Below are 13,715 nucleotides of genomic sequence, written 5' to 3'. Positions count from 1 at the left end.
CGTACGCCGGTGTTCAACGCCCCCGACCCGGCCACCATTCCGCCCCCACGATGCCCCCGGCCACACGCGGTCCCGGCCCACACGCACAAACCGGACAACCCATCCCATGGCGCCCACGCCACCCCGGGCGGCGGCTCTGCGAGGTCGGTGGAGCGCTATGAAGGTCTCCGGGCGCCGATGACCTACATAGCGTTCCACCGACGGGACCGGCCCCCGACCGGGACCGGACAAACACCCCACAACGACGTGCTCGGCCGGTCCGCGACGCCTGCCGCCCGCGTGGTCCGACGCGACATCGCCGAGGCGGCGGCATCCGCCAGCCCCGGACACCCCCACCTCGGCGACCTGCAGGGACCGAGCCGCCGGACGGTCCGCTCGGCCCGCCGCACAGGGCGGCCAGGCGTCCGGAGCCGATCAGCGAGCGGGACGGGGACAGGACTCAGAGCGGGTCGGGGGGATGTCACCGCTCGTCGGCCCGGGCCGAGGCAGCAGCATCGCGGAACGTGGACTGATCCTGCGACCCGGCGGACGGCTGGTTAACCCTGCGGCCGGCGACCACCGGCAACGGCGAACAAGGCCCTAGGCTGGGCACCGTGGCGACCCTTCTGCTTCTGCGACACGGCCGGACCACCGCCAACGCCGACGGCGGCCTGGCCGGCCGGCAACCGGTGGAGCTGGACGACACCGGGCGGGCCCAGGCCACGGCGGCCGGCGAGCGGCTGAAGGGGCTGCGGCTCGCGGCGGTGGTGACCAGCCCGCTGATCCGCTGCCGACAGACCCTCGAACTGGCCCTGCCGGAGGCCGAGCCGGTCGTCGAGGAGGGGCTGATCGAGTGCGGGTACGGCAGCTGGGAGGGCCAGCCGCTGAAGAAGTTGGCGAAGGAGCCGCTCTGGCCGGTGGTGCAGCAGCACCCGAGCGCCGCCGTCTTCCCGGAGGGGGAGCCGATGGCGGCGATGGCGGCGCGCGCGGTCGCGGCGGTACGTGCCTGGGACGCCCGGGTCTCCGCCGAGCACGGGCCGGAGGCGGTGTGGCTGGCGTGCAGCCACGGTGATGTGATCAAGGCCATCGTGGCGGACGCGTTGGGCGTACACCTGGATCTGTTCCAGCGGATCGTGGCGGACCCGGCGTCGGTGACGGCGATCCGCTACACGCCGCTGCGGCCGTTCCTGGTCCGGCTCAACGACACCGGCGGTGACCTGGCCGCCCTGGTGCCGGCGCCGGGCAAGCGGCGCCGGCGGGCGGCGCGGAAGGCGGACTCGGACGCGGCGGTCGGCGGCGGGGCGGGCGCGGCGTCGTGAGCGCGAAGGATGAGCCGTTCCCGGGAGCCCCGAGGTGGTGAATCGAGCGGGTGCCGGTGAGCCCGGGGCGCCGGCACGGGCAAGCCCCGCAGCAGACCGGCCCGCCACGCCCGGGACCGTCGGCGTCCGCCCCGGCGTTTCGCCCTGGGCTGATTCGGCGTCGGTGGGCTGCGCGACGCTGCCGCCGTCCGGATAGGGTCGTGGGTATGACCCACCAGGTGCACGCCTTCGAGCCGCCGGAGCGGTTCGTCGCCGGAACCGTCGGTCCGCCGGGGGAGCGTACGTTCTTCCTCCAGGCGCGCGGCGGTGGCCGGCTGGTCAGCGTCGCGCTGGAGAAGGTCCAGGTGTCCCTCCTCGCCGAGAAGCTGGAGGAGCTGCTCTCCGAGGCGCAGCGCCGGTTCGGCGTCGAGCTGCCTGAGGCGGCCCCGGCGGTCGGCGACAACGACCCGCTGGATACGCCGGTCGACGAGGAGTTCCGCGTCGGCACGCTGGGCCTGGCCTTCGACGTGGACACCGCCACCGTGGTGATCGAGGCGATCGCCGTCGGGGAGGCGGAGGTCGAGGTCGAGTTGGGCGACGCCGACGACGACGAGGACGAGGACCCGGACGAGCCGGACGACGACCTCGACCGGCTCCGGGTCCGGCTGACCCCCGCGGCGACCCGCGCCTTCATCGAGCGCGCCCGCCGGGTGGTCAACGCCGGGCGCCCGCCCTGCCCGCTCTGCGGCCAGCCGCTGGACCCGGCGGGCCACCTCTGCCCGCGGCACAACGGTTATCACCGGTGACGTCGTCGGAACTCCAGCCCCGACAGGACGGCGCCGCCGCGTTGCGACTGCTCAGCGACGGTGAGCTGGACCTGGAGGGGCGGCTGGTCGACGCCTCCAACACCACCCTGCGGGGCATCCTCACCCTGGACGGGATGACGGCCCGCTGCGTCTACAAGCCGGTCCGCGGCGAGCGGCCGCTCTGGGACTTCCCGGACGGGACGCTCGCCGGCCGGGAGGTCTCCGCGTACCTGGTCTCCCGGGCCACCGGCTGGGACCTGGTGCCGCCGACGGTGCTGCGCGACGGCCCCTTCGGGCCCGGGTCCTGCCAGCTCTGGATCGACGAGCCGGAGGACGCCGAGCCGCTGGTCGGCTTCGTGCCGGCCGGGGCGGTGCCGCCGCGCTGGTTTCCGGTCGCGGCGGCGCGGGACGACGACGGGGCCGCGTACGCCCTGGCGCACGCCGACGATCCGCGGCTGGCTCGGCTGGCCGTCCTCGACGCCGTGCTCAACAACGCCGACCGCAAGGGCGGGCATGTGATCGTCGGCCCGGACGACCGGATCTACGGGGTCGACCACGGCGTGTGTTTCCACGTCGAGGAGAAGCTGCGGACGGTCCTCTGGGGCTGGGCCGGCCGGGAGTTGCCCCGGGACGCGGTGGAGATGCTCGACGGGTTGGCCGGCCAGCTCACCGGCGGGCTCGGCGACGAGCTGGCCGAGCATCTGACCATCGGTGAGGTCGCCGAGCTGGCGGCCCGGGTGGACCGGCTCCGTGCGGCCGGCCGGTTCCCGCTGCCTCCGGAGGACTGGCCGGCGATGCCCTGGCCGCCCATGTGAGCCGTTGTCGCGTTGATCACCCGGGGGTTCGCAGCCGCGCTCCTGACGGATCGTTAGGCTGGCGGTCATGGAGTCTTGGGCGGGACACGAGGTGCCACGGCTGCCGGGTACGGGCGAGCCACTGAGGTTGTACGACTCGGCGCGGCAAGGTGTCCAGCCGAGCCGGCCCGAGGGCTCCGCCACCATGTACGTCTGCGGCATCACGCCGTACGACGCCACCCACCTCGGCCACGCCGCCACGATGATCACGTTCGACCTGGTGCAGCGGATGTGGCGGGACGCCGGCCTGACCGTGCGGTACGTGCAGAACGTCACCGACATCGACGATCCGCTGCTGGAGCGGGCCGAGCGCGACGGGGAGGACTGGAAGGTCCTGGCGATGCGGGAGACCGCGCTGTTCCGCGAGGACATGGAGGCCCTGCGGATCATCCCGCCGGAGCACTACGTCGGCGCGGTCGAGTCGATCCCGGACATCGCCGAGAAGGTGCTCGTCCTGCTCAAAGACGGTGCCGCGTACCGGCTCGACGACGGCACCGGTGACGTCTACTTCGACATCAGCGCCGCCCCGGCGTTCGGCTACGAGTCCAACCTGTCCCGGGACGAGATGCTGGAGATCTTCCCGGAGCGCGGCGGCGACCCGGACCGGGCGGGCAAGCGCGACCGGCTCGACCCGCTGCTGTGGCGGGGCGCCCGCGAGAGCGAGCCGTCCTGGCCCGGCGGGGAGTTGGGCCCGGGCCGGCCGGGCTGGCACATCGAATGCGCGGTGATCGCGCTGAATCTGCTCGGCGACCGGATCTCGGTGCAGGGCGGCGGCAACGACCTGCTCTTCCCCCACCACGAGTGCTCCGCGGCGCACGCCGAGCGGCTGACCGGCGAGGCGCCGTTCGCCGACCACTACGTGCACGCCGGCATGATCGGCCTGGACGGCGAGAAGATGTCGAAGTCCCGGGGCAACCTGGTCTTCGTCTCCCGGCTGCGGGCGGACCGGGTGGATCCGATGGCGGTCCGGCTGGCCCTGATGAGCGGGCACTACCGCACCGACCGGTCGTGGACGCACGAGCTGCTCGCCACCGCCGAGGACCGGCTGGCCCGCTGGCGCCGGGCCGCCGCCGCGCCGGCCGGGCCCGCCGGGGACGAGCTACTGGCCGGGGTACGCGCCCGCCTCGCGGACGATCTCGACACGGCCGGCGCGATCGCGGTGGCCGACGCCTGGGCCGACCAGGCTCTCGCCGGCGTCGCGGACGACGCGGGGGCGCCGAGACTCTTCGCCGACACCGTCGACGCCCTCCTCGGTATCCGCCTCTGACAGTCCCACTCCAGCCCCGCGCGGCGCCGCCGGTGCGGCCTCGTTCACGGAAAGAGTGGCTGTTCCCCTGCGGATAACCACTCTTTCCGTGAATCCGCGCGCGGGGCCGGGTGGGGCGGCGGTCAGCCGAGGACGAGGCCGGGGTCGGGGTCCGGCTGCTCGGCCGGGGCGGGGACCTTGTATTCCTCGGTGAGCGTGGTCATCGGGCCGGGCCAGGTGGCCTGGGCGACCTCGATCGGCTTGCGCCGCTCGTCGTACGCCACGTGCAGCAGGTGCAGCACCGGGGTGTCGGGGCGGATCTGCAGGGTCTCCGCCTCCTCGCGGCTGGGCTGGCGGGCGCTGATGGTGTCGGAGGCGGTGACGTACCGGCGCCCGGTGGCCTCCTCGGCCTCCTGGTAGAGCGGCCGGCCGAAGGCCTCGGCCCGTTCCAGGCTGGTGCCGGCGGTGTCGGCCGGCAGGAACCAGGACGCCCCGACCTCCACCGGGGACTCGTCGGTGCGGACCAGGTGCCGCCGGCAGAGCAGCTCGGTGCCGTCGGGCACCCCGAACGCGTCGGCCACCTCGGGCGGGGCGGGGGAGCGGCCGACGGAGACCAGTTGCTGCCGGTACCGCGCGGCCAGGTCGGTGTGGTAGCCGCGGAAGCCGCCGTAGCGGCCCCGGGAGAGCCGGTTGAGCCGGCGTCGGGTGCCGCGCACGTACGTACCGGAGCCGGGTTTGGTGATCAGGATGCCCTCGACCCGCAGCTGGTCGACGGCGCGCTGCACGGTCTGCTTCGCCACGCCGAACATCTCGGCGATCGCCGGGATGGACGGCAGCCGCTCGCCGGGTGCCCAGTCGCCGCGCCGGACCTGCGCCTTGAGCTGCGCGGCGATCTGCCGGTGGGGGAACTCGGCCGCACCGGGGTTGATCTGCATGCCCGCCTCCTCGTGACAGCTAGGTTCCTAGGATGCCCTAGGGAGTGTGGCGAGGGAAGTGCGACACGAACCCTTCCCGGGACCGCGCCTCGGCGGCAGCTGTCCAGGCGGCCGGGTCGGGCGCCACCCGGACACGACGAAGGCCGGACCCCTGGCGGGCCCGGCCTTCGTCGGGAGCTACCAGGAGCCGGCGGTGGGGCCGGCGGAGCCGCCCCGGCGGCGCAGGTACTTCTCGAACTCCTGGGCGATCTCGTCCCCGGTCAGCGGGGTGATGCCGGCGTCGCCGACCCGCTCCTCCAGCTCGCGGACGTACTCGCCCAGCTCGGCGTCCTGCTCGGCGGCGCTGCGCACCCGCTGCTCCCACTCCGCGGCCTCCTCGGCGAGGTCGGCCATCGGCACCGGCAGGTCGAGCACCTCCTCGACCCGGTGCAGCAGGGCGAGGGTGGCCTTGGGGCAGGGCGGGTTGTTGGCGTAGTGCGGCACGTGCACCCAGAACGAGACCGCGTCGACCTCGGCCCGGGTGCAGGCGTCGTGCAGCACGCCGACGATGCCGGTCGGTCCGTCGTAGCGGGTGGGGGTGAGCTGGTAACGCTTGGCGGCGTCGGCGTCCGAGGCGCTGCCGCTGATCGGCAGCGGCCGGGTGTACGGCACGTCCGCCAGCAACGCGCCGAGCAGCACCACCCGTTCGACCTCGAGGCTGTGGCAGATCTCCAGCACCTGCTCGCAGAAGGTGCGCCAGCGCATGCTCGGCTCGATGCCCCGGATCAGCACCACGTCCCGCTCGGTGCCCTCCGGGCTGGCGACCATGAACCGCGTCGTGGGCCACTCCACCCGCCGGGTCTCCCCGTCGGCCATGGTGATGGTCGGCCGGCTCACCTGGAAGTCGTAAAAGTCCTCGGGGTCCAGCTCGGTCACCTGCCGGGCCTGCCAGACCTGCTCCAGGTGCTCCACGGCGGCGGTGGAGGCGTCCGCCGCGTCGTTCCAGCCCTCGAAGGCCGCGATGGCGACCGGGGACCGCAGCACCGGCAGCCCGTCGAACTCGGTCACGCCGTCACCCCACCCTGCTCGCCGGGAGCGGCGCCGGGTCCCCGCCCGGGCGTCCGCCCGCCTGCGACAACTCCAGCGCGCCGCGCCCGGATCTGGAGCCGTCGCACGGTCGCGTCCCTGATGTCCTTCACGTCCGCCAGCCTACGTGGCGGCGCGGGATGCGGCCCGTCGGCCGCGCCGGTCGAGGAGCCCGACCACCCGGACGAAACGGATGAAGGGTGCAGGTGATCCGGCTGACAGTATGTGGGAAGGGCCGCGTGCCACGACCCGGCTCCGCATCGCCGCACTAACCTGGCCCTGTGCGGACTTCGTTGCTCGATGTGCTGGCGGACCGGATCCTCATCGCCGACGGGGCGATGGGGACGATGCTCCACGCGGCCGACCTGACCCTGGACGACTTCGACGGCCTCGAGGGCTGCAACGAGATCCTCAACGTCACCCGGCCCGACGTGGTCCGGGGCGTGCACGAGGCGTACCTGGCCGCCGGCGCGGACTGTGTGGAGACCAACACCTTCGGCGCCAACCTGCCCAACCTCGCCGAGTACGGCATCGCGGGGCGGATCCGCGAGCTCGCCGAGGCGGGGGCGCGGCTGGCCCGGGAGGCCGTCGACGCGTACGACTCGCCCGGGCAGCCCCGTTTCGTGCTCGGCTCGATGGGGCCGGGCACCAAGCTGCCGACCCTCGGTCACGCCAGCTACGCGTCGCTGCGGGACGCGTACCAGGAGAACGCCGCCGGCCTGATCGCCGGTGGGGCCGACGCGCTGATCATCGAGACCTGCCAGGACCTGCTCCAGGTCAAGGCCGCCGTGGTCGGCGCGAAGCGGGCCAGGGTCGAGCTGGGCCGGGAGGTGCCGATCATCTGCCAGGTCGCCATGGAGACCACCGGCACCATGCTGCTGGGCAGCGAGATCGGCGCCGCGCTGACCGCCATCGAGCCGCTCGGCGTCGACCTGATCGGGCTCAACTGCTCGACCGGCCCGGCCGAGATGGGCGAGCACCTGCGCTACCTGTCCCGGCACTCGCGGATCCCGATCTCGGTGATGCCCAACGCCGGCCTGCCCGTGCTGACCGCCGACGGGGCGTACTTCCCGCTGACCCCGGTGGAGCTGGCCGACGCCATGGAGCGGTTCGTCACCGACTACGGCGTCGCCCTCGTCGGGGGCTGCTGCGGCACCACGCCGGAGCACATCCGGGTGCTGGTGGAGCGGCTGCGCGGCACCCGGCCGGTGGCCCGGGAGCCGAAGCCCGAGCCGGGCGTCTCCTCCATCTACCACCACGTGCCGTTCGCGCAGGACGCCAGCATCCTGATGGTGGGGGAGCGGACCAACGCCAACGGCTCCAAGGCCTTCCGGGAGGCCATGCTCGCCGCCGACTGGCAGGCCTGCGTGGAGATCGCCCGCAGCCAGGCCCGGGACGGCTCGCACCTGCTCGACCTCTGCGTCGACTACGTGGGCCGGGACGGGACCACGGACATGCGTGAGCTGGCCGGCCGGTTCGCCACCGCCTCCACCCTGCCGATCGTGCTCGACTCCACCGAGCCGGCGGTGGTCGAGGCCGGGCTGGAGATGCTCGGCGGGCGCTGTGTGGTCAACTCGGTGAACTTCGAGGACGGTGACGGCCCGGACTCCCGCTACGCCCGGGTCATGCCGGTGGTCAAGGAGCACGGCGCCGCCGTGGTCGCGCTGCTCATCGACGAGGAGGGCCAGGCCCGCACCCGGGACTGGAAGGTACGCGTCGCGGTCCGGCTGATCGAGGACCTGACCGGCCGCTGGGGGATGCGCCGGGAGGACATCCTGATCGACGCGCTGACCTTCCCGATCGCCACCGGTCAGGAGGAGACCCGCCGGGACGGCATCGAGACCATCGAGGCGATCCGGGAGATCGCCGCCCGGTACCCGGGGGTCAACTTCACCCTGGGCGTCTCGAACGTCTCGTTCGGCCTCAACCCGGCCGCCCGGCAGGTGCTCAACTCGGTCTTCCTGCACGAGTGCGCGCGGGCCGGCCTCACCTCGGCGATCGTGCACGCCAGCAAGATCCTGCCGATGTCGAAGATCCCCGACGAGCAGCGCGAGGCCGCCCTCGACCTGGTCTACGACCGCCGCCGCGAGGGGTACGACCCGGTGCAGCGGTTCATCGAGATCTTCGAGGGCGTCGACGCCGCCTCCGCCCGGGCCACCCGGGCCGAGGAACTGGCCGCGCTGCCGCTGGAGGAGCGGCTCAAGCGGCGGATCATCGACGGCGAGCGCAACGGCCTGGAAGCCGACCTGGACACCGCGATGGCCGAGGGGCGCACCCCGCTGTCCATCATCAACGACCTGCTGCTGGACGGCATGAAGGTGGTCGGTGAGCTGTTCGGCTCCGGCCAGATGCAGTTGCCGTTCGTGCTCCAGTCCGCCGAGGTGATGAAGACCGCGGTGGCGTACCTCGAGCCGCACATGGAGAAGGCCGACGACGAGGGCAAGGGGCGCATCGTGCTCGCCACCGTCAAGGGCGACGTGCACGACATCGGCAAGAACCTGGTCGACATCATCCTGTCCAACAACGGCTACGAGGTCGTGAACATCGGCATCAAGCAGCCGATCAACGCGATCCTCGACGCCGCCGAGGAGCACCGGGCCGACGCGATCGGCATGTCCGGGCTGCTGGTCAAGAGCACGGTCGTCATGAAGGAGAACCTGGCCGAGATGGCCACCCGCGGGGTCGCCGGACGCTGGCCGGTGCTGCTCGGCGGGGCGGCGCTCACCCGGGCGTACGTCGAGGACGACCTGCGGTCGATGTTCCCCGGCCAGGTGCACTACGCCCGGGACGCGTTCGAGGGGCTGTCCCTCATGGACCGGGTGATGGCCGCCAAGCGCGGCGGCGCGCCGATGATCGACCCGGAGCGGGAGGCCGCCCTCGCCGCCCGGCGGGAGCGGCGGGAGCGGCAGCGGGCCATGGTCCGCGAGGCGCTGCCCGAGCTGGACGACGCCTCGGTCCGTTCCGACGTGGCCACCGACGTCGCGGTGCCCACCCCGCCGTTCTTCGGCACCCGGGTGGTCAAGGGGGTGCCGCTGGCGGACTACGCGGCCCTGCTCGACGAGCGGGCCACCTTCCTCGGCCAGTGGGGGCTGCGCGGCGCCCGGGGCGGCCAGGGTCCGTCGTACGAGGAACTGGTGGAGACGGAGGGGCGGCCCCGGCTGCGGTACTGGCTGGACCGGCTCACCGCCGACCAGGTCCTCGAGGCGGCCGTGGTGTACGGCTACTTCCCGGCGTACTCCGAGGGCAACGACCTGGTGGTGCTGGACGAGAACGGGCAGGCCGAGCGGGCCCGGTTCTCCTTCCCGCGGCAGCGGCAGGAGCGGCGGCTCTGCCTGGCCGACTTCTTCCGGCCCAAGGGCGATGAGCTGGACGTGGTGGCGTTGCAGCTGGTCACCGTCGGCCAGCCGATCAGCGAATACACCGCGAAGATGTTCGCCGGCAACGAGTACCGCGACTACCTGGAGGTGCACGGTCTGTCGGTGCAGCTCACCGAGGCCCTGGCGGAGTACTGGCACCGGCGGATCCGCGCCGAGCTGACCCTGCCGGGCGGGCGGACCGTCGCCGACGACGACCCGGCCGACCTGGCCGGCCTGCTGCGCACCGACTACCGGGGCTGCCGGTACGCGTTCGGCTATCCGGCCTGCCCGGACCTGGAGCAACGGGCGAAGATCGTGGGGCTGCTGGGCGCGGAGCGGATCGGGGTGCAGCTGTCCGAGGAGTTCCAGCTGATGCCCGAGCAGGCCACCGACGCGATCGTGGTGCACCACCCGGAGGCGAGCTACTTCAACGCCAAGTGACGCCGCCACCCCGTGACGCATCGTCCGGGCTCGGACCGCCGAGCGCCGGCGATGTGGTCCGCACGCCTCCGTTCGGTCAGTGGACCCCGAAGCAGAACGGATGCCCGGCCGGACTGGCGTAGACCGCGTACATCTCGTCGCCGTCGGGGTTGTCAGCCGGCCTGCGCGGGGCCTGGAGTTGACGTCCGCCGAGCTCGGTCGCCCGCCGGCCGGCCGCCGCCAGGTCGTCGACGTGCAGGTCGATGTGCACCTGTTGCTGCTGGGGTCCGGTCGGCCAGTCCGGTGCCACGTGGTTCGGGGCGAGTTGCACGCCCATGACCCACTCGCCGTCAACGACGATGCTGTGCCACTCGTCGTCGCGGTGCACGGTGCCGCCCAGAAGCCCGGCCCAGAAGCTGCTCTCGGCCTCGATGTCGCTGGCGTCGAACACGACGACCCGCCTGCTGATCTTCATGTCGGCCCTTCTCCCGTGCGGTGGGGCACCGCTCGTCGTGCCCCGCTCAGGCCTCGCCGGCAACTGCATCATGCGGTGCTGGGACGGTGCGCGCCACCCGGCGGGTTCTAGGGTTTGACGACCCACTGGACGTTGGTGGGGCGTTCACCGGTGCGCAGGAACCCGTGGGCTGCCTGGCGGGCCTGGGCGGCGGTGACCTCGAAGGGCTCGGCGCCGTCGGGCAGGGCGAACCATGGGTTGTCGTACGCGTATTCGGCGTCGCCGACGACCTGGTCGGCCGGGGCGCCGGGCGGCACCGGCCCCCACGCGAGGAGAAAATCGGTTTCGGTCTCCCAGTACAGGTCGGACCGATCGGCGTAGAAGTTGATGTGCAGCACCCGCTGGCCGTCGTCACTGGCGAGGGTCACGCCTTTCGGCGGTCGGCGGCCGAGGATCGCGTCGAGTGCGGCCACGTCGGCCACCGGGGTGGCGGTGCCCTCGATCCACGCCTGCACGGTGCCTCCTCCGGTTTTGATCATTCGCGGGATGACTGAGCTTAGTGGAGGCTCCTGTCCCGTGGGTGCGCGATGCGGCTAGGGCCGGTCGCGCAGCCAGCGGTCGAACTCGGCGGCGACGATCCGCTCGTCGTGTACGCCGGCCGCCGCGTCGGACGCCAGCCACACGATCGGCGGTCCCATCACGGCGGGCTCCAGGAACCGCCGCCCGTCGGGCACGGATTCGAGCGGCAGCATGCCGGTGACCGTGGGGCCGCCGGGCAGCAGCAGGTTGACGGTGACGCCGGTGTCGCGCAGGTCGGCAGCCATGATCCGGGACAGCGCCTCGCTGCCGGCCCGCGACGGCCCGTACGGGACGAAACCGGCCCGGTGCATGGTCGACCCGCTCACCGAGATGTTGACGATCCGGCCACCTCCGGCGGCCAGCATCCGCGGCGTCACCTCCCGCACCATCAGGAAGTAGCCGGTCAGGTTGGTGTCGATCACGGCCCGGAAGCCGTCGACCGGCACCTCCCAGAAGCCCCGGGGCTCGGTCATGAAGCGCGGATTGACCGTGCGCATGCCGATCCCGGCGTTGTTCACCAGCAGGTCGACGCCGCCGAGCTGCGACCACGCCCGGTCGACCGCCCGCGCCACCGACGCCTCGTCCCGTACGTCCAGTTCGAGGCCGACCGCGCCGGGCAGGTCGGCGGCGACCGCGCTCGCCCGCGCGCCGGACCGGCCGGTCAGCGCGACCGTCGCCCCCGCGTCCGCCAGGGCGGATGCCATGGCGAGTCCGAGTCCGCTCGTCCCCCCGGTCACCAGCGCCCTCATCGGGGACAGACTCCCAGCAATCATGACCATGACGCTAGGCGTTGGAGCGCTCTCCAGGTCAAGGCGGGTGGAGCGGAACCGGGTGCGCCTGTTGTCGTTCCGGCGACAACAGACGCACCCGGAGCACGGGGCCGCGGACCCGCGGGGCGGTCAGTATGCGTAGGTGACCGAGATGGTGACGTTGGGGCAGTTGTTCGCCCAGCTGGTCAGGGCGCTCTTCTCCGCGCTGTCCACGGTGAGCCGCCAGCGGATCTTCACGGCGACCCACTCGTCGACGTAGCGGCAGCGGGCGGAGGCGTACGGCGGCAGCCAGGTGGCCGGGTCCTGGTCGCCCTTGGCCTGGTTGACGTTGTCGGTGACGGCGGCGAGGGCGCGGCTGTCGCCGAGGTCGTTGGCGTACGCCTGGCGGCGGCTGGTGGTCCAGTTGCGGGCGCCGGAGTCCCAGGCCTCGGCCAGCGGGACCATGTGGTCGATGTCCAGGTCGCCGGTGAGCGTCCAGTAGGCGTTGTCGTAGTAGGAGTACCAGCGGCCGCCGGAGAGGGTGCAGGTGCCGCTGACCGTGGGCGCGGAGACGGCCTCGGCGAGCAGGACCTCGTTGCGGGTGTTGCAGCCGTCGTGGTCGGCGTCGATCCAGTGCGGGAAGAGGTCCCGGCTGTAGCCGGTGCGGACCTCGGTGGCGACGGGCAGGCCGGCGACGGCGGTGGTGAGGGAGGCGGAGTAGCCGGCGGCCCGGGCGGGCTGGGTGAGGCCGAGGGTGGCGGCCAGGATCGCGGCGAGGCTGATGGCCGTGACGCGCAGGGTGCGGTTCATGGTGCTCCGTCCGGATGGAAAATGGGTGGCATCTATATGGACAGGGATGTAGGTAACGGTCCAGATCGATTTCCGTGAACGGCGCATGACCCGCTGGCGTACGCTGGCTCTTGGCCGACCGCGAGCCCCGGGTCGACCACGACGCCAACCCCTCTCCGCTGCGCCGACGCAGCCTGGGAGATGCCGGATCCCGGCATCGGGGTGAGCATGAGGTACGAGGAAAGGGGGCGGAGATGACCGACGAGACGGCATCGCATGTTCCGCCGGACCCCACCATGGGCGCTCACGTGTCGGCTGCCGCGGCTTCCGTCGAGCCGCCGAGCAGCCTGGACCTGTGGGCCCGCGCGCTGGTGATGCACCGCTGCTTCGGCGAGGACGACGTGGAGCCGAACATCCTGCGCGGCCTCGACTGAGGCGGCCGCCCCGCTGCGCGCCGGCGGTGAGCCGCCGCGCGACGGTGGCGGCGATCTTCCCGGGCGTCATGATCAGCGCGGGTCCGCACGGCGCGGCCGGGATCGGCTGGGCCGGTTGCCGGGCGGCCCGGGCGGGCGCGTCCGTGCCCCGGGCCCGGCGGTCGCCCGCCGCGCCCCTCTGGTCACACCGGCCACCCGCGGTGGCCCTTGTCCGGCCCGGGCAGTCGCCCTGGCCGCCGGCCTAGGTGCCGGGCCGGTCGACCCGGGCGGAGCCGAGCAGCGCGGCGGTGGGCAGCCGGAGGGTCCCGTCGGCGTCCCGGTAGGCGGCGCTGAGCCGGACGTACTCCCGGCGGATCCGTTCCCGCGCCGCGGCCGGCTGCCGCTGCACCACCAGGCCGACGCTGCCGATGCCGGCCGCCGCACCGGCCCACCAGTCCGCCGGGTCGGCCTGGTGCACCCAGGTCACGGTCGTGCACCGCACGTCGACCAGCCCGGCGGCGGCGAGCAGCGAGGCCAGGCCGGTCTCGGTGCGCGGAAAGTCCCGTTCCGCCGCGAGCCGGGGCAGGTCCGCCGGGGCCGACACGCCGGCGGCGTCGATCGCCTCGCGCCACAGCCGTTGCAGTGGCGGGTGCGGGCTGGGCCAGACGGTGACCGCCATCCGGCCGCCGGGGCGGACCACCCGGCGCAGCTCGGCGACCGCCGCGGCCGGGTCGCCGACGTGGTTGAGCACGAAGTTGGCCACCGCCGCGTC

Annotated in this window: 13 protein-coding genes; 6 read left to right on the top strand and 7 right to left on the bottom strand. The window is 73.3% G+C overall.

The window, feature by feature from the left end:
* Window positions 1-584 precede the first annotated feature (584 nt).
* The 4 genes from EFE23_RS25075 (at window position 585) to mshC (ending at window position 4,204) form a co-directional block, all read left to right on the top strand.
* Window positions 585-1,298 carry an MSMEG_4193 family putative phosphomutase gene (locus EFE23_RS25075; RefSeq protein WP_123243376.1) on the top strand — a complete coding sequence of 238 codons (714 nt, stop codon included), beginning with the start codon at window positions 585-587 and terminating at the stop codon, window positions 1,296-1,298.
* Between the two features lie 206 nt (window positions 1,299-1,504).
* Window positions 1,505-2,083 carry a DUF3090 domain-containing protein gene (locus EFE23_RS25070; RefSeq protein WP_123243375.1) on the top strand — a complete coding sequence of 193 codons (579 nt, stop codon included), beginning with the start codon at window positions 1,505-1,507 and terminating at the stop codon, window positions 2,081-2,083.
* Window positions 2,080-2,898: an SCO1664 family protein gene (locus EFE23_RS25065; RefSeq protein WP_123243374.1), complete on the top strand. Its 819-nt coding sequence runs from the start codon at window positions 2,080-2,082 to the stop codon at window positions 2,896-2,898. Before EFE23_RS25070 ends, EFE23_RS25065 begins: the two co-directional genes overlap by 4 nt.
* A gap of 67 nt (window positions 2,899-2,965) precedes the next feature.
* Entirely contained in the window at window positions 2,966-4,204 is a 1,239-nt protein-coding gene (gene mshC, locus EFE23_RS25060) for a cysteine--1-D-myo-inosityl 2-amino-2-deoxy-alpha-D-glucopyranoside ligase (protein ID WP_123243373.1), read from the top strand.
* A gap of 122 nt (window positions 4,205-4,326) precedes the next feature.
* On the opposite strand, the gene EFE23_RS25055 is transcribed toward mshC, so the two are convergent.
* On the bottom strand, window positions 4,327-5,118 hold the full coding sequence (locus tag EFE23_RS25055) for a GntR family transcriptional regulator (protein WP_123243372.1): 792 nt from the start codon (window positions 5,116-5,118) through the stop codon (window positions 4,327-4,329).
* A 177-nt stretch (window positions 5,119-5,295) separates the two neighbouring features.
* Window positions 5,296-6,165 carry a PAC2 family protein gene (locus EFE23_RS25050; protein ID WP_030504102.1) on the bottom strand — a complete coding sequence of 290 codons (870 nt, stop codon included), beginning with the start codon at window positions 6,163-6,165 and terminating at the stop codon, window positions 5,296-5,298.
* Between the two features lie 299 nt (window positions 6,166-6,464).
* Here EFE23_RS25050 and metH point away from each other — a divergent pair, with 299 nt between their 5' ends.
* Complete coding sequence (gene metH, locus EFE23_RS25045) at window positions 6,465-9,980, top strand: methionine synthase (protein ID WP_199737224.1); 3,516 nt, start codon at window positions 6,465-6,467, stop codon at window positions 9,978-9,980.
* 76 nt (window positions 9,981-10,056) lie between these two features.
* Here metH and EFE23_RS25040 read toward each other — a convergent pair whose 3' ends face one another.
* The 4 genes from EFE23_RS25040 to EFE23_RS29370 form a co-directional block, all read right to left on the bottom strand.
* Window positions 10,057-10,434, bottom strand: a complete 378-nt coding sequence (locus EFE23_RS25040) for a VOC family protein (RefSeq protein ID WP_123243370.1) — start codon at window positions 10,432-10,434, stop codon at window positions 10,057-10,059.
* 107 nt (window positions 10,435-10,541) lie between these two features.
* Complete coding sequence (locus EFE23_RS25035; RefSeq protein WP_158675920.1) at window positions 10,542-10,928, bottom strand: Imm1 family immunity protein; 387 nt, start codon at window positions 10,926-10,928, stop codon at window positions 10,542-10,544.
* A gap of 78 nt (window positions 10,929-11,006) precedes the next feature.
* The gene (locus tag EFE23_RS25030; RefSeq protein ID WP_255421177.1) at window positions 11,007-11,741 is read right to left on the bottom strand and encodes an SDR family NAD(P)-dependent oxidoreductase; all 735 of its coding nucleotides are present in this window, start codon (window positions 11,739-11,741) and stop codon (window positions 11,007-11,009) included.
* 150 nt (window positions 11,742-11,891) lie between these two features.
* The gene (locus tag EFE23_RS29370) at window positions 11,892-12,551 is read right to left on the bottom strand and encodes an HNH endonuclease family protein (protein ID WP_123243367.1); all 660 of its coding nucleotides are present in this window, start codon (window positions 12,549-12,551) and stop codon (window positions 11,892-11,894) included.
* Window positions 12,552-12,784: 233 nt separating this feature from the next.
* On the opposite strand from EFE23_RS29370, the gene EFE23_RS25020 reads away from it, so the two are divergent.
* Window positions 12,785-12,964 carry a hypothetical protein gene (locus EFE23_RS25020; protein WP_123243366.1) on the top strand — a complete coding sequence of 60 codons (180 nt, stop codon included), beginning with the start codon at window positions 12,785-12,787 and terminating at the stop codon, window positions 12,962-12,964.
* A gap of 241 nt (window positions 12,965-13,205) precedes the next feature.
* On the opposite strand, the gene EFE23_RS25010 is transcribed toward EFE23_RS25020, so the two are convergent.
* Window positions 13,206-13,715 (bottom strand): class I SAM-dependent methyltransferase (locus tag EFE23_RS25010; protein ID WP_123243364.1); only part of this gene is annotated, 510 nt, incomplete at its 5' end.

The sequence above is a fragment of the Micromonospora solifontis genome, assembly GCF_003725545.1.
Taxonomy (GTDB): domain Bacteria; phylum Actinomycetota; class Actinomycetes; order Mycobacteriales; family Micromonosporaceae; genus Micromonospora; species Micromonospora solifontis.
Note: the sequence above shows the minus strand (reverse complement) of the source record. Positions and strands in the feature narration are given on the sequence as shown.

Coding starts and splice junctions, on each gene's coding strand:
- EFE23_RS25070 (WP_123243375.1), top strand. CDS start 1,505: ATGACCCACCAGGTGCACGCCTTCGAGCCGCCGGAGCGGTTCGTCGCC.
- mshC (WP_123243373.1), top strand. CDS start 2,966: ATGGAGTCTTGGGCGGGACACGAGGTGCCACGGCTGCCGGGTACGGGC.
- EFE23_RS25055 (WP_123243372.1), bottom strand. CDS start 5,118: ATGCAGATCAACCCCGGTGCGGCCGAGTTCCCCCACCGGCAGATCGCC.
- EFE23_RS25040 (WP_123243370.1), bottom strand. CDS start 10,434: ATGAAGATCAGCAGGCGGGTCGTCGTGTTCGACGCCAGCGACATCGAG.
- EFE23_RS25030 (WP_255421177.1), bottom strand. CDS start 11,741: ATGAGGGCGCTGGTGACCGGGGGGACGAGCGGACTCGGACTCGCCATG.
- EFE23_RS29370 (WP_123243367.1), bottom strand. CDS start 12,551: ATGAACCGCACCCTGCGCGTCACGGCCATCAGCCTCGCCGCGATCCTG.
- EFE23_RS25020 (WP_123243366.1), top strand. CDS start 12,785: ATGACCGACGAGACGGCATCGCATGTTCCGCCGGACCCCACCATGGGC.